Here is an 18,163-nt window from a genome sequence, read left to right on the forward strand (position 1 = left end):
GGGTCCGGACGAGGGGAAAACGTTGAAACTGCGAACCACACGCGTGTTTACCGGATCGATGCTGACTGCCGCTGCACTGACTGCCGCACTGCTCTCCGGGGGGACTGCACAGGCCGATCCCGCATATCCGGCACCGGACCCGGACCCGTTCTACTCGCAAGCAGCTGCCGAGGGGACCGCCGGCACGCCGATCTCCGTGCGCCGGGCCCCTGACCTGATGACCTTTCCCGGCGTCGCGATCTGGCAGGTCAGTTACAGGTCCACGAACTCCGAGAACAAGCCTATTGCCGCGGTCAGCACGATCCTGGTCCCGCCGAATCAAGCACAAGACGGCCCGTTGCTCTCGTATCAGCACATCGTCAATGCACTCGGTACGGGATGTGCGCCATCTCGCGCGCTTTACGCATCGGATCCCAACATCGTCATCCGTGAAGCGCCCATCCTCAACGTCGCGCTGCAACGTGGATGGACCATTGCCCTTCCCGACCATCTCGGACCCAACAGTGCGTACGGCGCCGCGCGCCTGGGCGGACAGATCACGCTCGACGGTATCCGCGCCGTTCAGAAAGTCCCCGAATTGCGTAGTGGCGCCAGCCCTGTAGGTATTGCCGGCTACTCCGGCGGCGGCATGGCCACCGCGTGGGCGGCCGCACTGGCCCCGAGCTACGCACCCGAGGTCAACCTTGTCGGTGTAGCCGAGGGCGGCGTCCCGATGAATCTGTCCAAGATGGCAAACGGCCTCGGACAGGATCCGCACCCGGCATTCGGCCTCGCCTTCGCCGCAGCAATGGGCCTCGAACGCGAGTATCCCGACCTACTGCCGCTGAGCAACCAACTCAACGACCTCGGACGGTCGATGCGGGCCGAACTCACCAACGCGTGCACCAACGACATCCTCAGGGTCGGTGCCGGGCGCAGTGCCTCTCAGGTGTCGACGTCGACATCCTTGCTGTCCAGCCCTGAAGTGCGAAAGGTGATGGACGACAACAGCGTCGAACTCTATCCGGGTGTGCCGACTGCCCCGGTGTTCGAATGGCACACACCCGACGACGTTCTGATCCCCATCGATTCGGTGGTCAACACGATTTCGCGGTACTGCGCCGCCGGAGCCACGATTCAATCCCAACTGTTCCCCAGCCCGGACCACCTCACCACTGCGGTCCTCGGTCTGCCCACCGCATTCGAGTACCTACAGGGCCGATTCGACGGAGTGCCGGCCCCGCGTTCGTGCTGAATGTCTCCGCAGTGATGTATCGAGCAGGCGCGGCACATGGCCAACTCGGTGTGCCCGTGGCATCGTTGATCGTATGAGCGACACGGATGACACCGGCGCGGCCGGCAATGGCGATTACAGTCTCGATCCCGACGACCAGCTTCAACCTGAAGACACTCTGATCGATCGAGGCGTCGACGACATTCTCGACGAGGGAATCTCACCACCGGAACGCCCACTGGGACTTGATGCCCACGGGTTGACCGGCAGCGAGGAATCAGCGGGGGAGACCCTCGACGAGCGCCTGGCCGAAGAAGAACCCGATCCGTACGCGTCGCTCGGAGATCCTTTGAAGGATCCCGCCGATGCCGACGAATTCGAACGGGAAGAAGAATTCCCGGACGGTGACGAAGTGGGTAACCGTCGGGTCGGGCGTCTCGTTGCCGAAGACGAGGGCAGATACGAGGACGAGGAAAGTGAACTCATTGCCGGAGACGTCGGAATCGACGGCGGCGCAGCGTCGGCAGAGGAAGCCGCGATGCATCTGATCGACGATTCAGAGGACTGAACGATCGCCTGACTGTTGTGGCTGTTGTAGCTGTTGATCGGTGAGAACGATGGAGTGGACGTGATTTCCACCCATTCTCTTGCTTTCGTACATCGCCGAATCGGCGAGGCGATGTAGATCGTGAACGCCACTTTCTGCTGCGTGTACGTCCGGCCAGGCGCCGTTGTGGATGGCTATGCCGATGCTTGTCGTCGAGATTGGTTCGCCTGTAGGGGAGTTCATGATGGGCGCAATCCGGGCCAGTAGATCGCCGACGTACGGCAACGGCATCATCTGAACGACGACGAACTCGTCACCGCCGATGCGCGCTATCGCCGCGTCCGATCTGGCCCAGTCGTGTAGTCGATAGGCCGTGCGCAGTATGACTCGGTCGCCGACGTCGTGACCGTAGGTGTCGTTGAAGTGTTTGAAATTGTCGATGTCGATCACCACCACCAGCAAAGACTGGTCGAGGCTGGATTTCGCTTGCAGTAGTTCGGAAGTCCGCCGTGCGAGTCCGCGCCGATTCAGCAGGTCCGTCAACGGATCGAGTTCTGAGCTTTGAGCGTCGTTGCTCAGGAGCGCCAGAGCAATCTGCGTGACCACCGGTATGACAGTGATGACAGGAATGGCAAAGGCAATGCGCCCCAGGACGTCTGGAAGGCCAGAAGGTACATCGGTGAACACGCCGATGCTGGCGACAACGATGACCGCCCCGGAAAACAGCAGGTGCCACAGCTGAGTTCGAAGATTGTGAAAGAAGGCTATGTACGAGCCGACGAGCCCGAAGACGAGACATCCGAGCAATCTCTGATCCGGATTCGCCTCAGCGAGCACGATCACCGCAACAGCGAAGTCCCCGGCAACGACGAAGAAATACGACCTTTCACGGGTGGTCGCTACGACAGGCAGGGCAATTCCGCCGATCATCACAAGCACTGCGACGACGACGTCCAACGGAAATCCGATGGTCTGTACCGAATGAGTGCCCAGTCGCTTCAGCAGAATCGTGATACCCAGGAGGAAAACCAATACGCCGATGCCTATCCGAGTCGGCATGAGAATTCCGTTGTCGCGCAAGAATCGCGTGAATCGGTCAAACTGGTCTGGCACTGCGAGCCAGCGATGCACGACCTTGGGTGTGTCGCTCATCGCGGCCACTGACCATGAGAAGCGGCCGGTCGAATACAACACATGCGGCGATAGTAGTCCGTGGCGATGACAATGGAACTGAACTCGCCTCCAGCCTGTCAACCGTAATACGTCACAGTGACGAATTGAGGTGGGGTAGCCGGAAGTCGGTGAGACGTGTTTATCGGCATCAATCCACATCAGAGCACTTATTGGTCGTTTCTGCTCGTGAGCGTCCAGGTCGCGCGGCGTAGCCGCAGTCGCCGGCGAGGCCCGGCGGTGATCGGTAGCAATTCAGCCGGCGATCGCGGAGTCGCAATAGTCGAGTCGTGCAAGCCGGTCGCAGATCTCGGACGGAAACGCAGGAAAGCCGGCAAATGTACCGGCAGACAGACGTGGGTGGGCGGAAACAATGAAGGTTGCACGAACCAGGCGTGAACCGGATATCGCCAGGTCGAGATTTTGCCGATAATCTACATTATGTCAAGTAACGGTTAATCGGACGTCCCCCGTCAGCCTGTCCGCTAGCTTTACCCACATGGATTTCGTTGCGCTCATCCTCGGTTCACCACGTGGCCGTCGCTTCTGTGCGAACGTCGGGCACGCGTGCCGCGCCAGCGCAAGCAACTCCGGTGGACACTGGCCTCAATCGCCGGAACATGCGCTCGAAGTTCTCGGCGCTGTTGATATCCGGGCAATCGCCGAGATGTCCGAACTCGAGATTCTGCACTGTCTTGCGTATGCCGTAGATTTTGCACGCCGCACAGAAGACGGCCTCGAACAGTGGCGTGCTGAGGCACTCGACAACGAACGTCAGTTTCTGGAATACCAGATCGAAGATCCGGACCGTCACATCGGAGGCGAATGGTGGTCTATCCCGTTTGCCAACGGCACAACCGAAACAACCAGGGCCCGCGACGGTATCGGGGCCCTCGGGGTGATTCTCGAAGAAGACAGCTCCTCGAACGAGGCGCGGGTGCAGCCGGTAAGGATCTACGGCGCGCCCCGCATCTACGAGATCACCGGTCCGCAGGACTGGGCGAATCTGGTCGATACCTATCCCCTGCCTGTGCCCGCTTCACGTCGCTCCGTGTGGTACGACACGACCGGTGAATACCGTGACTGGTTCATTCCGGACTGGGTTTCGGTGTCCGCGGATTACGACGCCGTGCACCTGACCATGATGGCTTATCTGACCACGCCAGGTGTCGCGATCCCGTTGTCGGCCAACGCGGGGGCCACTGTGCTCGCCGGGTGGGATCCGGACGCCACCTTCTGGCTACGTAGCAACAACATCACCGTTGACGACGACCCTACGGGCTGACGTTCGGCTACACCGAGTTGAGCAGGTGCGGCCGCACTGCCAGCCACCGCGCGGTGTCCTCGATCCCCTGTTCCAGGGTGAATGTCGGAACCCACCCGAGTAGTCGCAACGCACGATCGTTCGATGCGTAAGCGCCGGCAGTGTCACCGGTGCGTCGGCCGGCAGCGACCACGTCGATATCTTCGCCGAGCACGTTCTCGAATGTGTGTACCAGCTCCCACACGGTCGTCCCCCGTCCGCTGCCCAGATTGACCACAGTCATGCGTGATGATTCAGCGGTGACCCGGTCGAACCTTTTCAGTGCTCGAACATGAGCGTCTGCAAGGTCCCAGACATGAACGTAGTCACGCACTCCGGATCCGTCGCGCGTCGGCCAATCCGTTCCCGTAACCCTGAAAGGCGTTCCTGTCGAATATGATTCGAACAGCTTTCCGAGTGCGTGGGTCGGGCGTGCCGATGGTGTACCACTTCGCAGATCCGGATCTGCCCCGACGGGGTTGAAGTAGCGTAGAGATATCGCCGATAATTCAGTGGCCGCCGCAATGTCGTCGAGCATCGTTTCGAACTGAGCCTTGCTGTGCGCATAGGGACTCTGCGGTGCGATCCCCCAACGTTCGTCGACACACCCACCGTCGCTCGGCGCATACACCGCCGCAGAGGAACTGAACAAGAAGCGCTCACACCCGTTCCGAAGGACACTCGATACCAGCGTCAGCGACTTGGATACGTTGTTCTCGTAGTACCGCGCCGGGTTACTCACGGAATCTCCGACCACGATCAAGGCCGCACAGTGAACTGTCGCATCGATATCGGAATGATCTGCGAATACTTTGTCGAGCAGTTTCTCGTCCGCGATGTCGCCGCAGTAGAACGGGAATCTGTGCGCAAATTCGGCGCGGCCGGTCAGCAGGTTGTCGAGAATCACGACATCGATCCCGGCGTCGACGCACTTCGACGCGACGGTGCTTCCGATGAATCCCGCTCCGCCCGTGATCAGTACTTTCACGCCGCTCCCCCGGCATCTTCGACGGCAGTCCTCGCACGACGGACGAAGTGGGACACGCGTGAGCGCGCCAAGTCCCATCCACGTAGGTCGCGCCCGTCCCGGATGGAAAGCCGATCACGGTCGAGAAAGAGCGGCACCATGACCAGATCGCGGTAGAGCGAGTGCAGGCGTGGGCGATCCGCCAACCACAGCGTCCATCGCCACCACCAACGCGCCGGGAAGGTCGTCATTCCGGTACTGACGCCGAAGATCGATTCCACCGCCGCCCAGTGGACGTTCACCGCCCGACGGACATCGCGTGGCAACTGGCGTCTGGAGAGCGTCACAGCGAGTTCCGGTTCGGAAGTGAGCAGGTACCCCACGTCGAAGACACTGTTCAACGACAAATCGGCTCGAATCAAGGCCCGATCGGCAAGCCGCGCGTGAGCGATGACGTGCAGCGTCACGTCGGCCATCGCAAGGCGGGATCCTTCCGCCTCCGAGCTGATTCCTCGGACCGCGGCCTCCCGGGTCAGCGCGTGACGGGCGAACCTCGGAAGTAAGTGCGAATGGATTTCGACGGAGCCATGACGGTCGTCGCGAAGGAGTGCCGGTTCCTGGTGATCGTCGTGATCGATGGAGTCGGAGTCCACTTCGTCGGGGCGGACCATTCGGTAGCCGAAATCGAGGATCGCGTCGTTGGCCGGAACGGCATGTGCAGGGTCGACGACCAAAAGGTCGATGTCCGTCATCCGTCGAGCTGCCGGGTTCGGCCAGATTCTTCGCTCGAGAAGGGCGGCACCCTTCAGTGCAACCGTCGGAAAGCCGTTGCTGTGTAACAACTCTTGCAGTTCCACTCGTTGCGCGTCGAGGTCCGAGATCCTTATGGTGTTTCGGTGATGGACAAGGCTCAGCGTCAATTCCGGACTCGATGCGGTGGCCGAGGATTCCGACAGCATTTCCGCGAAGCTCGCAGGTAGGACCGATGCGAAGCCGGCCTCGACCGCTCGGGAGGCGAGCAACGGCAATACCTTGTGCCTTACAGCGGCGTCGATGACTCTGGGCCAATCCTGCTGCGAACACAAGCGGATGACGTCGGCCCCACACTCGGGTTTCAACATGGAAATCAGGTACCGGGTGTCACGCATGACGCCACCAGTTCCTCCACCGTGTCGGCGCCGGTATCGCCGTGATGTCGAATCAGTCTGTAGCACGGGGCATTCGAGAGTAGAGCAGCGATGTTTCTCAGGGTCAATCTGTGGTTGTCGGACCACAGTGCGGATTGCTCGGCCAGCGACTGTATCGCTTGGGGTACGGGCATCGGAGCGAGTCGAGTCGGCCCCTCGTCCCATCCATCGAGGATCAGCACCAGGTCGATTCCGCGAACCGCCGAGCTGACGTTTCGTTCAGAAGGCAAGGTTGACGGGTCCAACGCCCACACCGGCGGGGCGTACGGAAGATACAGCGAATCGTGCGCTTTGATCTCCGGGAGGACGTCGAACGTACCGGCTTTGAGGTGAACCCGCCGCGGTAAGCCCACAGCTTCGGTACCACGAATGAAGACGCCTTCGTCAGCACGCAGTTGTGCACCCCGCATGGCAAGGGCGAGCGCCAAGGTGGTCTTGCCCGCCCCTGAATGCCCGGCGATCGCCACTCTCACACCGTTGCAGTCGACCAGAGCGGCGTGCAGGCGTGTCCACTGTCGGGCGTGCGCGGCCGTCATGACATCCCGGTGCACCGTGCGGTACACGCTCTCCGCGAGCTGGAGACCGTCCAGACCGATCAGCGTTTCATGGCTGCCGCCGATGGTCGATTCGATGGTGACGTCCCAGCGACCGAATGTCGCTCGATTCCGCTGAATCCGAACTTCGACGTTGTTGTCCGCAGGCCACGGGCTGGCAATCCGATGCTCGACGACACCGACCTCGGGTATGCGGAAACCGCGCACAATCGCGTCAACCCAAAGGTAGTGCGCCCGGAATTGTGGTACGTGGTTGCCTGTCACGGAATTCTCACACCAGCAGACGAGAGGTGCTCAGCCGTCCGTACGTCTCGTTGACTACCGACTTCGCCTCGTCGTCAGGGATCTCGAGCACTTCTGCCACGGCCTGGACAATTTCGCTGACGGTCCGGCCGTCACACAGTTCCCACACCAACGTCGCGACCGGGTTGAGGTGATGGGCAACCTCGCTGGAGCTGTCGTACAGCACAACACCGTCGGTGAGATCGTTGCTCTCCACCGTCTGAGAGCGTTGCGGTCTCACACCTTCGAGTAGTTCGGTCAAGATATCTCCTTGATTCAGCGAATCCGATTTCGTTTTGGTGGTGGTCTCACAGTGCGAAGCGTCGTGAGTATTCGGATTCGATTGCGCCCGAACGAATCAGGCTGCGTGTGGAGGCGATGCCGGGCGACAGCGTCAGGCACGTGAGCGCTCCCCCGGCACTCGCATCCACCAGGTAGTCGCCCAGAGTTCGGTAGTGACCCGCCCATTGTCCGAATGCTTCGGGATCTGACTCCGGATCCGCAATCTCGTCGAGAATTCGCTCGAAGGCGCGTGAATGTACGAGAACGGCGTGGACTCCACGGTTCTCAGGACTGGTGCGCAAGAGTGCCGAACCGTCGAGCAGAGCTCCGTCCCTCGATTTCGGGTCGTGTCCGAGGTGGACGACATCCCAATCGCCGTGATCCAACTCTTCGCGGGCATGGCCAAGGATCGATGCGGCGGCATCCAGCAAACTGACGTCGTCAGCAGCGATGAGGACCGAATCCCAGCCCTTCTCAGTCGCCCGAGCGAGCGCACGACGCCACGAGACGGTGAAGGCCGCGTCCTGATTCATCGCGTCCTCGAAAGCCGACACTCTTTCCACCGCTGTTACGCGCGGTAAGCGAATGAATCTATGCCAGGACGCTTTCCATCTGTCGATGTCAAGATCGAGATTCACGACGGCAACACCGAGGTCCGACTGAGAATCCTCGACAACGGGGTTGGGTTCTCCCCCTACTCGGACAGGCGACAGTGGGCGATCGAGCACAACGTCGACTGCGCCTCGCTCGAGCAGATAAGCCGCCAGTGAGAAGTCGGACGGCACGGGTCCGTTGATCCTTCGTGAGAGTTCGTCTCGCAAAGTTCCGTATGTCGCCGCGCGAACAATCAGTGCAGCTCCGACCAGATCTTCGCCGTGTGCGTGGATGACAGCCGTATCGGCTTCGGCGGGGAGGTCGTCGACGATGTTCCGTAGCTTGTACATAACCGCGGGTTCGATCACGCGCGCCTCGTCCAGAAAAACCACCGACTTCCAGCCCAGCAGAATTGCCTTGTCGAGTCCGGCGACGAACGCAGAGACCGTCCTCCACCCATCCGGACCGTCGTCCTCCGCCGGAATGGCACGGTGAACGGTCAGTTCGATCGACTCGGCCTCCGCCAGGCATGAACGCCACGGAGCGACTCGGCCGTCGTCGCTGAGAACGACCACCCCACCGAAGACCAACTCGGGTCGCTGGACGCTCAGCTCGGCACGGCGACGAATCTCGGGATACGAATCACCGAGGTACCTGGAGAACTGACGATGGAGTGAGTCGAGATCCCATCCGACCTCACTCCAACCGAGCAGGTAATTGTGAACACGATCTTCCCAGTTTATTCGATACGGGACACCGGCCGGGCGCTCGAATCGATGGTGCCAACCAAATGTCGGAAGGCAGACGACCTTTCCGCCGTTGATCCGGAACTTCTCGTGGATGTATCCCTCTTCACCGCCGAATCCGGTGAAGTGCGAGTTCAATCCCGGCCATGCCTCACGCCTGCAGGCAAATGAGCCGAGGCCCTGCATGACGATCTCGAAAGGCACGTCAGGGTGTTGCTTCGCTCGCGGATCAACTCCCCACGAGCCGAACATCCCGTTGCGCCACTTGGGGTCCATGTGGGTGGCCGCGATGTGCGAGGAATCCTGGGAGAGCATCGGTCCCTGGATCAGATCGTCGGTTTCCGGGTCCGCATCGAAATACGCCAGCAACGCCGACAACGATCCCGGTGCCAAGATCACGTGGGAGTCGAGGACCAGGACGTACTTTCCTGTTGCCTTGCGGAACAGGACGTCCCGCACCGCAGTCGATCGAACGTCGGTGAACGGAACGTAGCGGAACCGATCGATATACCCCGCAAACGATTCGAGCATCGGCGCCGGCAACCCCTCGGGGTTGTTGTCCAACAAGACGAATTCGACTCTGTCCAGAACCTCGCGATGATGGACCAAGATCGAGTGGATCGTGAAGTACGCGCCGTCGAAATCGTCGTAGGTCGCGATCGCGATAGTCAGATCGGCCGGTTCTCCGTGCGGTGGAGTCTCCTTCACCTGAACCGACCCCGCGCTCTGAAACTTCTTCAGAGCGCGGTGTAGCGCGACATCGAACTCTGTCATCGTCGGTGTTCCCCCTCGGAACCAGTCGCGTCGTGTCGGCTACGTAGGTTCCGTGGGATTCGTCGGCTGGGTCGGAGGGGTCGGGAAGGTCGGCTCGGTGCGAGTGGTTGGCACTGTCGGTACGGTTGGCACAGTCGGGACGGTCGGCTCCGTCGGCACAGTCGGCCCGGTCGGCTTAGCCGTCGTCGTTCCACCGGAACCTGAAGAGCTACCGGTTGATCCGGAACCTGTGGAACTTCCAGACGATCCCGAACTCCCGGAACTACCCGAACTGCCTGACGATCCCGAACTTCCCGATGATCCGGGGTTGCCCGGCTCGTTTCCGCCCGGCTGGTTCCCTCCCGGAGTATGGCCACCGGGCTGATTCCCGCCTGGTTGTTCGCCGCCTGGTTGATTCGGGTTCTGCTGGCCACGACTTGGCGCTCCGGAGAGATTCGGCGTGTCTCCGGCTGCGAAGGCCGGCGCCGCACCACCGAGGCTGATCGACGTCACGACGGGCACAGTTACCGCCGAGGCCGCTAGAACTGTCTTGACGAACTTGCGTCGATCAACCGGAACATTCTGAAAAGCGTCGTCGCCCATAGTGTTTCTCCCATGCGTCCGAGACGAGGTCGTCCTCACTCGATGTCGGGCAAAACGCTAGCATCCTTCCGGCAACTTTACAGACTGAACCCGCCGAAATTTGGTTCTTATGCGAAGTTGAGACTGGACTGGGCCGGCAATTCGGACGGGAGTACGACAATTCCCTCCAGCACAGGGAGCACGTTTGTCCTGTTCCATCACCGTCAGCCGGCCGGCATCTCCCACGGCGCCACCGGAAGAGTGCTTCCGGTTTCGAGGTAGGACTTCAGGTTCGACAACACCGCCGACCATCCACCGGCCACCTCCATGCGAGCCGATTCGTCCGCCAAATCGGTGTGCTTGACGGTCAGTCGCACGATCGCGCCGAAGGCTTCGATGTCGAAACTCACCCGAGAGATGTCGACGCCCGGTTCGCCGTTCGGATCAGCCCAGGTGGTGACCAACCTCGACGGAGGGTTGCTCTCGACTACGGTGCCGACTACATCGGCAATGTTCGAACCGTCGATCCGGCGGTGCTCCCAGGTCGATCCCGGCTGCCAGTCGGAGACGTTGCTGTGTCCCCAATACTCTGCGGTGGCCTGTGCGTCGGTGAGCGCTTTCCAGACGTTGTCCGCCGTGCTCGCAATGTAGGTGACGTACACAAAACTGGGCTTGTCGGTCATGGCTTCCTCCGCAATTCTTTTGACGGTACTGAGCGCACGAAGGCGCGGTACCTCGAACTTGTTGATCCACCGCTCTCGAATCTCCTCGAGCGCAACGGGATTGAGATAGTGAAGCTTTGCCCTCCCCTGTCGGACCGTGCTGATCAGATTGGCGTCCTCGAGCATGGTGAGGTGTTGAGTGACAGCTTGCCGACTCATGTCGAGGCTGTCGCACAGCTCGCCGAGCGACTGACCGTTGGCTACGAACAAGCGGTCCAGGAGAAGCCTTCGTGTGGGATCGGCCAGTGCTTTGAAGGCTGCATTCATCCGGTCGTTCACAACTTCACAATATGCAAGCATTTACTTGCATGTCAACGGTTGGGCGTGCCGGGTTTCGAAAGTTGGGACAGATGAGGTGTGATGTCTCTAGGCAGATGTGATCTGAATCCCGGATTGCACCGTAAGAGAGGTTGGGCACATGGACTGGGCAGCAATTGGAGTGGGTGTCGGGTATGCCTCGGTGGCCCTGTCGATCCTGGTTTTCGTCGGCGGGTGCATCGCACTGTTCATCTTGTCCGTCCGCCAGTAGCTGACACCTCGACAAAGTGGTGATCACCCCGGGGTCCGGCCAAGCCGATCACCTCGGGAGTGATCACCCTCGAGGCCGCTTGATCGATTCGGACACACCGGCGCGCGTCGGACTGCTCGCAGAGAAGCTCGGCCGCGGTGGGACTACCGTAGGACTGTCGCCTAGAACTCGAGGAGTACGGAATGAGCATCCAGTCGGTTGAACCGCACCGCCACCGCGTAGTGGTGATCGGTTCCGGCTTCGGAGGATTGTTCGGCACTCAGGCTCTCAAAAAAGCCGATGCCGACATCACGATGATCGCGCGTACAACCCACCATCTGTTTCAGCCGCTCCTCTATCAGGTTGCGACCGGCATCCTCTCGGTCGGTGACATCGCTCCCGCCACGAGACTGGTGCTGCGCAAGCAGAAGAACGCACAGGTACTGCTCGGTGAGGTCGAGACAATTGATCTCGAGAATCAGACCGTGACCTCGCGCCTGCTCGAACGCGTCACGGTTACGCCGTTCGACAGTCTGATCGTGGCAGCCGGTGCCGGTCAGTCGTACTTCGGCAACGACCAGTTCGCGGAGTTCGCCCCCGGAATGAAAACGATCGACGACGCCCTCGAACTGCGCGGACGAATCCTCGGGGCCTTCGAACAGGCCGAACTGTCGGACGATCCCGCCGAGCGTGCGCGCTTGCTCACCTTCGTCGTTGTCGGCGCCGGCCCCACCGGCGTGGAGTTGGCCGGGCAGATCGCCGAGCTTTCCCGTCGAACGCTGGACGGCGCGTTCCGCAAGATCGATCCTCGTGAAGCGCGCGTCGTGCTCCTCGACGGCGCCCCTGCCGTGTTGCCCGTGTACGGCGGGAAGCTCAGCCGCAAGGCTGCCGAGACGCTCGAGAAGCTCGGCGTCGAGATCCAGCTCGACGCGATGGTCACCGACGTGGACAACGACGGTCTCATCATCAAGGAGAAGGACGGCACGCTTCGCCGTATCGAGTCGCAGTGCAAGGTGTGGTCCGCCGGCGTGCAGGCCAGCCCCCTCGGCAAGCAGCTCGCTGAACAGAGCGGCGGAGAAACCGACCGCGCCGGCCGCGTCATGGTCAATCCCGACTTGTCTCTGCCCGGGCACCCCAACGTCTTTGTCATCGGCGACATGATGTCGCTCGACAAGCTGCCCGGATTGGCTCAGGTTGCCATGCAGGGTGGCAAGTACGCGGCCAAGCAGATCAAAGCGTCACTGGACGGCAAGTCCCCGTCGGAACGAGTTCCGTTCAAGTACTTCGACAAGGGCAGTATGGCAACGATCTCGCGCTTCAGCGCGGTAGCCAAGGTGGGCAAGCTCGAGATCAGCGGCTTCATCGGGTGGGTTGCCTGGCTGGCAATTCACCTCCTCTACCTCGTCGGATTCCGTTCCCGTGCCTCGACGCTGTTGTCGTGGGCGGTGACGTTCTTCGGGCGTGGCCGTGCTCAGATGGCGTCCACCGAGCAGCAGGTCTTCGCGCGAAACGCGATGGGCGAATTGGAGAAGAAAAACAAGGAAGCGACGGAGTCCGGCAGCGCTTCGAATGGCGAAGCCAAGAAGGCTGCCGGCAAGCAGCAGAAGGCCGCCGGCTGATCAACACCTGAGTGACCGGCGGAGGGCGGCTGTGGAGTTCAACTCCGCAGCCGCCCTCCGTCATTCGATCGACTGCCGCGTGGTCAGTTTCCGATCTTCGCCACCTCGGTGATGTTCGCGAGGCGAACCTGTCCCTTTGAAACGAGTCGGTCGTTCTCGTCGGTGATGCGAACTTCCCAGAGTTGCTGGGTGCGTCCGCGATGAATCGGGGTGGCTTCAGCGGTGAGAGTGCCCTCCCGCGTTGCGCGCAGGAAGTCGGTGTTGTTGTTGACTCCGACCACCTGTCCTCGCTCGCCCAGCCACACGGTGCCACCGACGCTGGCGAGAGACTCCACCACCGAGCAGTACACACCCCCGTGCTGTATCCCGGCGGGCTGGTGCAGCGTGGGCTTGACGGTCCATTGCGCCCGCACGCGATCTGGGCTCAGTTCGGTGTATTCCAGGCCGATGGTGGCGTCGAAGCCCGTTCCGAGCCGTTTCATCATCTCTGCGGTCTCAGCAGTGTCGACCATGCCATCTCCATCTGTGATTCTCTGGCGCCGGTGTGGCTGCCACTCCCTACCTGATTACACGAGAGGTAACTCGAGCTTGGAATCAGGTCTGGAAAAAGAACCGGCGGGTTTCACATCATTCGATGTGAAACCCGCCGTGGGAAGGACCGGGAGTCTCTGCAGCCCTCAGGACTCCGGCGCGGTCCGGCAGTTTCGTCACTCTCGCGGGGTGTAACTCTCCGCGTGGTGTTCCACAATCATAGGCAAGGCTGACCTAATTTAGCAAGCCCTTCGTCGAACTGGTTCCAACGAGGACGCAGCGAGACCTTGCGGCGTGCACGCACGGGCAGTCCGGCGGCGACAAAAGCGTCCAGCAGCCCCTGCCCGCGGCGCTGAGCGGCTGATTCGCCCCCGCCGGCCAAGATGGGGACATATGCCGCTGCGCCCAGGATCGACTCCCCTACCAAGCCCCAGAATCTGAACTGGTCGACGGGCGCACACCTGGAGACGGCGTCGTAGATCGCCCGTAGCGAGGTCAGGCAACGGTGCGCGGTCCAGACGAGGAGCGCTTCTTCGCACGGCATGTCGACGACGCCGTCACTGCCGGACTCCCGTCCGTTCGGCGCAACGCGCAGAGTCTCGTCGATCACCCCGGCCCAGTCGATACCGCCGTCGCTGTCCATGTGGATGAACAGGTTCTCGAGGCCTGGATCCCAAGCGGCACCTTCGGAGACGATCGATGCGGCAACCCTGCCGACCACAGCGTGAATCAGTGATGTTGCGACCTGTATCGCCGCAGCTTCGGCACTGTCGAGATCCTGGAGCGAGCGGGCGAACATCTGATGCACCCGATCCCCGCACAAGCCTTCACTCAACTGCCACCAACGCCGTTTGCCTTCACCTGACATGGCGGCAACCGCGTAGACGCGCGGGTAGTCAGGGTTGAGTGCTCGTAGGCGAACGCTGGTGCGGCTCAATGCGTTCGACCGGAGTTCGAATTCACGAACATCCGCATGCTGGGTGGTCAAGGTGATTGTCACCGTGCACTCCAATCGGCCGAAGTTGTCTTGTGGTTCTTAATGTAGGTTAGCCTCACCATAATTCAAGAGTAAAGAACTGTGACGCTGGGCACCGCATATTCACAGGAACTTGCCCCGCAGGGAGCACACCCACATAGGGTTCCGTAACCTAAGATGCGAATTCCCTGCGCACAAAGACCAGGAGCTCGATCCGCCAGTGACGATGATCAAACCGCTCGGGAACGGACATCCCCGAGGACCCAGCGAGACGTACGGACGGCGCATAGTGCCGCGCGGCCCGGCTCCTGTCCGAATGCGTGTTCTAGCTGGGATTTTCGACGCGGGGGTGTTCCTGCTTCCGTTGCTCGTCGGCTGGTACGTCGTTCAGTCGCTCCGAGACGAGAACGGTGGCGGCGAAGCCGACCGCGCAGTATTCGGTGGGACGGCAATAGCCATTGCCGTTGGTCTCCTCGTGTGGAACCTGGGATTCCGCGAAGGTGCCACAGGCCGGACCTCGGGAAAGGGATGGGTAGGTCTGGTCACGCGTGACGCGAAGACAAAGCAGCCCATCGGTGTTCGCCGGGCTCTGCGCAGGCCGTTCGATCGAACCGGTATCGAGGTGGTCCGTGAAAGCACGGCGCGCGAAGAAGGGTTCGAGGAACTCGCGCGCGACAACAGCGTCGGGGCAACTCGTCGACGCCGGCTGATCGGTCTCGCGGTGCTCACGGTTCTTCTCGCGCTCGTCATGCTCGCGAGCATCGCGGTGGGCGCACGTCCGCTGACGTTTGCCGAGATCTTCCACGCCATCTTCAGTTCGGACGGCACCCAGACGGACATCATCGTGCGAACGTTGCGCGCTCCGCGGACCATCCTGGGTCTTGTCGTCGGCATCGCACTCGGTATCGCCGGCGCCCTGATTCAGGGACACACGCGTAACCCGTTGGCAGATGCCGGACTACTCGGCCTCAACGCCGGCGCGGCTTTCTTCGTAGTCATGGCGATCTATCTCTTCGGCTTCACCGCACCGAGTCAGTACCTCTGGTTCGCGTTTGCAGGATCGTTCGTCGCCAGCATCGTCGTCTTCGGCTTGTCCTCCATCGGAAACGGCGGCGCAAGTCCTCTGAGTCTGGCTCTGGCGGGCGCGGCCGTCGCGTTCTTCCTGCAAGCCATGACCAACGCCGTGATAATCCTCGACCAGACGAGCCTGGACGCCTACCGTTTCTGGGTAGTCGGGTCGGTGTCCGGTCGCGGGTTCGACGTTCTCTGGCAGGTCCTCCCCTTCCTGATACTCGGGTTGGTCATCGCCCTGGCGAGTACGCCTGGTCTCAATGTCCTCAGCCTTGGTGAAGACGTCGCAAAAGCGTTGGGAACGAACATCGCGTTCAGTCGCACCCTCGGCATCATCGCGATCACCCTGCTGACCGGCGCCGCGACCGCAGCGTGTGGACCTATCGCGTTCATCGGATTGGTGGTCCCCCACGTGGCCCGGGCCATCACCGGACCCGACTATCGCTGGCTGGTCCCGTACGCGGGCTTGCTCGGTGCGGTCATGTTGATCACCGCGGACATCATCGGTCGCGTAGTCGTGCGCCCCGGCGAGTTGCAGGTCGGAATCATCCTGGCCCTCTTCGGCGCCCCGTTCTTCATCGCTCTCGTACGCCGCAGGAAGTTGGCAAGTCTGTGACGCTCAAGCAAGAACTCCGGGTACTCCCCCGGACCGTCCCCTCACGTAAGTCGATTCGTATCGGTGGATTCTCGCTGGTCTACCGTCCACTCGCGGTGTCGGTGTGCATTGCGCTCGCGGTCGCACTCTTCCTTCTGCTCTGCATCAACATCGGACGCGGCGACTATCCGATCTCGATCCCCGATGTCATTTCCGTCCTGCTCGGTAATGGAAGCAAGACACAGAACCTGATCGTCTTCGATCTCCGACTTCCTCGATCGCTCACCGCACTCTTCATCGGCATGGCACTCGGTATTGCCGGTGCGGTCACCCAGACGATCGCTCGCAACGCCCTCGCCAGCCCCGACATCCTCGGAATCACGGCCGGATCGAGTGCTGCCGCGGTTGCTCTCATCGTGCTCGGTGGTGGCGGGTCGTTCGTGGGACTGCTTGCCACACTGGGGATTCCGTTGGCTGCACTCTGCGGCGGCCTACTGACAGCAGTGGTGATCTACGCCTTGGCGTGGCGCAAGGGCGTCGAGGGGTTCCGCCTCATCCTGATCGGTATCGGCATCAACGCCATGCTCGTGGCAGCGACGGGATGGCTCCTCATCTCGGCGGACATCAACGATGCTTCCCGCGCACAGGTGTGGCTCAACGGTTCGCTCAACGGTGCCACCTGGAATCAGATGTGGCCGGTAGCCATCGCTGTCGCGGTAGTCGGCGGCTACGCGGTGATCGCTTCGTTCACCATGGGAGCGCTGCGGTTGGGCGACGACAACGCCACCTCTCTCGGTGTTCGCTTGCAATCATCGCAGGCCAAACTGTTGCTCTCCGCCGTGGCGCTGGCCGCCATCGCAACCGCCGCAGCAGGTCCGGTCGGCTTTGTCGCCCTGGCTGCGCCACAGGTCGCCATGCGTCTGGTGCGCTCTGCCGGCCCGCCCATCGTGGCGTCCGCGCTGACCGGTGCTGTACTGGTGGTCGGCAGCGACGTCATCGCTCGAACAATTCTGCCTGTGGAACTCCCCGTCGGAATCGTGACTTCCGCACTTGGTGGTCCGTTCCTGCTCTACCTGTTGGTTCGTAACAATCGGAAGGTCACAGCATGACCACCATCGCCCAGTCCACCGATACTCCTTCGCGTCTCGTCGCCAAGAACCTGACGCTCGGGTACGGGGACCGCATCATCGTCGACGGACTCGATCTCGAGATCCCTACCGGCGTGATCACGACGGTCATCGGCCCCAACGGTTGCGGCAAGTCGACGCTCCTGCGTGCGCTCGGTCGTCTGCTCAAGCCCAAGGGCGGATCGGTTGTCCTGGACGGCAAGGCGATCAGTTCGATGAAGACCAAGGAAGTCGCACGGGTGCTCGGAATGCTCCCCCAGACTCCGGTTGCGCCGGAAGGACTCACGGTCGCCGATCTGGTCTCACGTGGGCGCCACCCGCACCAGTCGTGGATCAGGCAGTGGTCCGCGGACGACGAGGGCGAGGTCGCCGAAGCGCTGGAGCTGACCGGTGTCTCGGATCTCGCCGATCGACCCGTCGATCAATTGTCCGGCGGTCAGCGCCAGCGAGCCTGGATCTCGATGGCTCTCGCCCAGGGAACCGACATTCTGCTTCTCGACGAACCGACTACCTATCTGGACCTCGCGCACTCGATGGAAGTCCTCGACCTGGTGGATCAACTCCACGAGGAAATGGGGCGCACCGTGGTGATGGTTCTGCACGACCTCAATCTCGCGGTCAGATACAGCGATCATCTGATCGTGATGCGCGACGGCGCCGTCGTCGCTTCTGGTGTCCCCAAGGACATCATTTCCGCGGAACTTCTGCTCGAGGTGTTCGGTCTCGAAGCTGCGGTCATCGACGATCCCGTCTCGGATCGGCCGCTGATCGTTCCGATCGGAACCCGGCACGTGTTCGGCGCCGTCGGCGGGCCGGCAAAGCCTGCGTGACGAT

17 protein-coding genes are annotated in these 18,163 nt (G+C 61.6%); 8 read left to right on the forward strand and 9 right to left on the reverse strand.

Translation table 11 applies throughout. From position 1 onward, the window contains the following. The first annotated feature begins 58 nt into the window (after positions 1–58). A complete protein-coding gene (locus AC1Q61_RS17425; RefSeq protein WP_215515920.1) occupies positions 59–1,234 on the forward strand; it encodes a lipase family protein in 1,176 nt (391 codons plus the stop codon). A gap of 73 nt (positions 1,235–1,307) precedes the next feature. Then, entirely contained in the window at positions 1,308–1,781 is a 474-nt protein-coding gene (locus AC1Q61_RS17430; protein ID WP_007732075.1) for a DUF5709 domain-containing protein, read from the forward strand. On the opposite strand, the gene AC1Q61_RS17435 is transcribed toward AC1Q61_RS17430, so the two are convergent. Further along, a complete protein-coding gene (locus AC1Q61_RS17435) occupies positions 1,770–2,819 on the reverse strand; it encodes a GGDEF domain-containing protein (protein ID WP_252194416.1) in 1,050 nt (349 codons plus the stop codon). The two genes, AC1Q61_RS17430 and AC1Q61_RS17435, sit on opposite strands and share 12 nt — an antisense overlap. 610 nt (positions 2,820–3,429) lie before the next feature. On the opposite strand from AC1Q61_RS17435, the gene AC1Q61_RS17440 reads away from it, so the two are divergent. Next, on the forward strand, positions 3,430–4,215 hold the full coding sequence (locus AC1Q61_RS17440) for a hypothetical protein (RefSeq protein WP_492650783.1): 786 nt from the start codon (positions 3,430–3,432) through the stop codon (positions 4,213–4,215). A gap of 7 nt (positions 4,216–4,222) precedes the next feature. Here AC1Q61_RS17440 and galE read toward each other — a convergent pair whose 3' ends face one another. From galE to AC1Q61_RS17465, 5 genes are read right to left on the reverse strand one after another with little or no spacing between them, the layout of a single operon-like run. Then, entirely contained in the window at positions 4,223–5,221 is a 999-nt protein-coding gene (galE, locus tag AC1Q61_RS17445; RefSeq protein ID WP_042919769.1) for a UDP-glucose 4-epimerase GalE, read from the reverse strand. Beyond that, positions 5,218–6,348 (reverse strand): nucleotidyltransferase family protein, encoded by a 1,131-nt coding sequence (locus AC1Q61_RS17450; protein WP_042919771.1) that lies wholly within the window; start codon positions 6,346–6,348, stop codon positions 5,218–5,220. The genes galE and AC1Q61_RS17450 overlap by 4 nt, the downstream gene beginning before the upstream one ends. Further along, complete coding sequence (locus tag AC1Q61_RS17455) at positions 6,327–7,205, reverse strand: hypothetical protein (protein ID WP_228232702.1); 879 nt, start codon at positions 7,203–7,205, stop codon at positions 6,327–6,329. The genes AC1Q61_RS17450 and AC1Q61_RS17455 overlap by 22 nt, the downstream gene beginning before the upstream one ends. Before the next feature lie 7 nt (positions 7,206–7,212). After that, positions 7,213–7,485 (reverse strand): PqqD family protein, encoded by a 273-nt coding sequence (locus AC1Q61_RS17460; protein WP_042919772.1) that lies wholly within the window; start codon positions 7,483–7,485, stop codon positions 7,213–7,215. A gap of 46 nt (positions 7,486–7,531) precedes the next feature. Beyond that, a complete protein-coding gene (locus tag AC1Q61_RS17465; RefSeq protein ID WP_042919774.1) occupies positions 7,532–9,619 on the reverse strand; it encodes a glycosyltransferase in 2,088 nt (695 codons plus the stop codon). A 52-nt stretch (positions 9,620–9,671) separates the two neighbouring features. Between AC1Q61_RS17465 and AC1Q61_RS17470 the strand changes: the two genes are divergently transcribed. Further along, positions 9,672–9,983, forward strand: a complete 312-nt coding sequence (locus AC1Q61_RS17470) for a hypothetical protein (RefSeq protein WP_007732085.1) — start codon at positions 9,672–9,674, stop codon at positions 9,981–9,983. 421 nt (positions 9,984–10,404) lie between these two features. Here AC1Q61_RS17470 and AC1Q61_RS17475 read toward each other — a convergent pair whose 3' ends face one another. Next, entirely contained in the window at positions 10,405–11,202 is a 798-nt protein-coding gene (locus AC1Q61_RS17475; RefSeq protein WP_081604857.1) for an ArsR/SmtB family transcription factor, read from the reverse strand. A gap of 411 nt (positions 11,203–11,613) precedes the next feature. Here AC1Q61_RS17475 and AC1Q61_RS17480 point away from each other — a divergent pair, with 411 nt between their 5' ends. Beyond that, entirely contained in the window at positions 11,614–13,029 is a 1,416-nt protein-coding gene (locus AC1Q61_RS17480; RefSeq protein ID WP_003944885.1) for an NAD(P)/FAD-dependent oxidoreductase, read from the forward strand. A gap of 83 nt (positions 13,030–13,112) precedes the next feature. Here the strand turns inward: AC1Q61_RS17480 and AC1Q61_RS17485 are convergent, their stop codons facing one another. Together AC1Q61_RS17485 and AC1Q61_RS17490 are read right to left on the reverse strand one after the other, a co-directional pair. After that, positions 13,113–13,541: a PaaI family thioesterase gene (locus AC1Q61_RS17485; RefSeq protein WP_215515910.1), complete on the reverse strand. Its 429-nt coding sequence runs from the start codon at positions 13,539–13,541 to the stop codon at positions 13,113–13,115. 236 nt (positions 13,542–13,777) lie between these two features. Beyond that, positions 13,778–14,560 carry a hypothetical protein gene (locus AC1Q61_RS17490; RefSeq protein ID WP_003944809.1) on the reverse strand — a complete coding sequence of 261 codons (783 nt, stop codon included), beginning with the start codon at positions 14,558–14,560 and terminating at the stop codon, positions 13,778–13,780. Positions 14,561–14,762: 202 nt separating this feature from the next. Between AC1Q61_RS17490 and AC1Q61_RS17495 the strand changes: the two genes are divergently transcribed. The 3 genes from AC1Q61_RS17495 to AC1Q61_RS17505 are packed head-to-tail and all read left to right on the forward strand — an operon-like array spanning position 14,763 to position 18,159. Beyond that, positions 14,763–16,223, forward strand: coding sequence for a FecCD family ABC transporter permease (locus tag AC1Q61_RS17495; protein ID WP_073512408.1), 1,461 nt, complete (start codon positions 14,763–14,765; stop codon positions 16,221–16,223). Next, positions 16,220–17,311 (forward strand): FecCD family ABC transporter permease, encoded by a 1,092-nt coding sequence (locus AC1Q61_RS17500; protein WP_003944960.1) that lies wholly within the window; start codon positions 16,220–16,222, stop codon positions 17,309–17,311. The genes AC1Q61_RS17495 and AC1Q61_RS17500 overlap by 4 nt, the downstream gene beginning before the upstream one ends. Further along, the gene (locus tag AC1Q61_RS17505) at positions 17,308–18,159 is read left to right on the forward strand and encodes an ABC transporter ATP-binding protein (RefSeq protein WP_003945031.1); all 852 of its coding nucleotides are present in this window, start codon (positions 17,308–17,310) and stop codon (positions 18,157–18,159) included. The genes AC1Q61_RS17500 and AC1Q61_RS17505 overlap by 4 nt, the downstream gene beginning before the upstream one ends. Positions 18,160–18,163 lie beyond the last annotated feature (4 nt).

Source organism: Rhodococcus sp. MPR-R1B (genome assembly GCF_058793255.1).

What these genes read in the sequence shown, in the direction of transcription:
- AC1Q61_RS17435 (WP_252194416.1), bottom strand. Translation starts at nt 2,819, where the DNA reads ATGCCGACTCGGATAGGCATCGGCGTATTGGTTTTCCTCCTGGGTATC.
- AC1Q61_RS17480 (WP_003944885.1), top strand. Translation starts at nt 11,614, where the DNA reads ATGAGCATCCAGTCGGTTGAACCGCACCGCCACCGCGTAGTGGTGATC.
- AC1Q61_RS17505 (WP_003945031.1), top strand. Translation starts at nt 17,308, where the DNA reads ATGACCACCATCGCCCAGTCCACCGATACTCCTTCGCGTCTCGTCGCC.
- AC1Q61_RS17440 (WP_492650783.1), top strand. Translation starts at nt 3,430, where the DNA reads ATGGATTTCGTTGCGCTCATCCTCGGTTCACCACGTGGCCGTCGCTTC.
- AC1Q61_RS17465 (WP_042919774.1), bottom strand. Translation starts at nt 9,619, where the DNA reads ATGACAGAGTTCGATGTCGCGCTACACCGCGCTCTGAAGAAGTTTCAG.
- AC1Q61_RS17450 (WP_042919771.1), bottom strand. Translation starts at nt 6,348, where the DNA reads ATGCGTGACACCCGGTACCTGATTTCCATGTTGAAACCCGAGTGTGGG.
- AC1Q61_RS17430 (WP_007732075.1), top strand. Translation starts at nt 1,308, where the DNA reads ATGAGCGACACGGATGACACCGGCGCGGCCGGCAATGGCGATTACAGT.
- AC1Q61_RS17485 (WP_215515910.1), bottom strand. Translation starts at nt 13,541, where the DNA reads ATGGTCGACACTGCTGAGACCGCAGAGATGATGAAACGGCTCGGAACG.
- AC1Q61_RS17495 (WP_073512408.1), top strand. Translation starts at nt 14,763, where the DNA reads ATGATCAAACCGCTCGGGAACGGACATCCCCGAGGACCCAGCGAGACG.
- AC1Q61_RS17425 (WP_215515920.1), top strand. Translation starts at nt 59, where the DNA reads ATGCTGACTGCCGCTGCACTGACTGCCGCACTGCTCTCCGGGGGGACT.
- AC1Q61_RS17475 (WP_081604857.1), bottom strand. Translation starts at nt 11,202, where the DNA reads ATGCTTGCATATTGTGAAGTTGTGAACGACCGGATGAATGCAGCCTTC.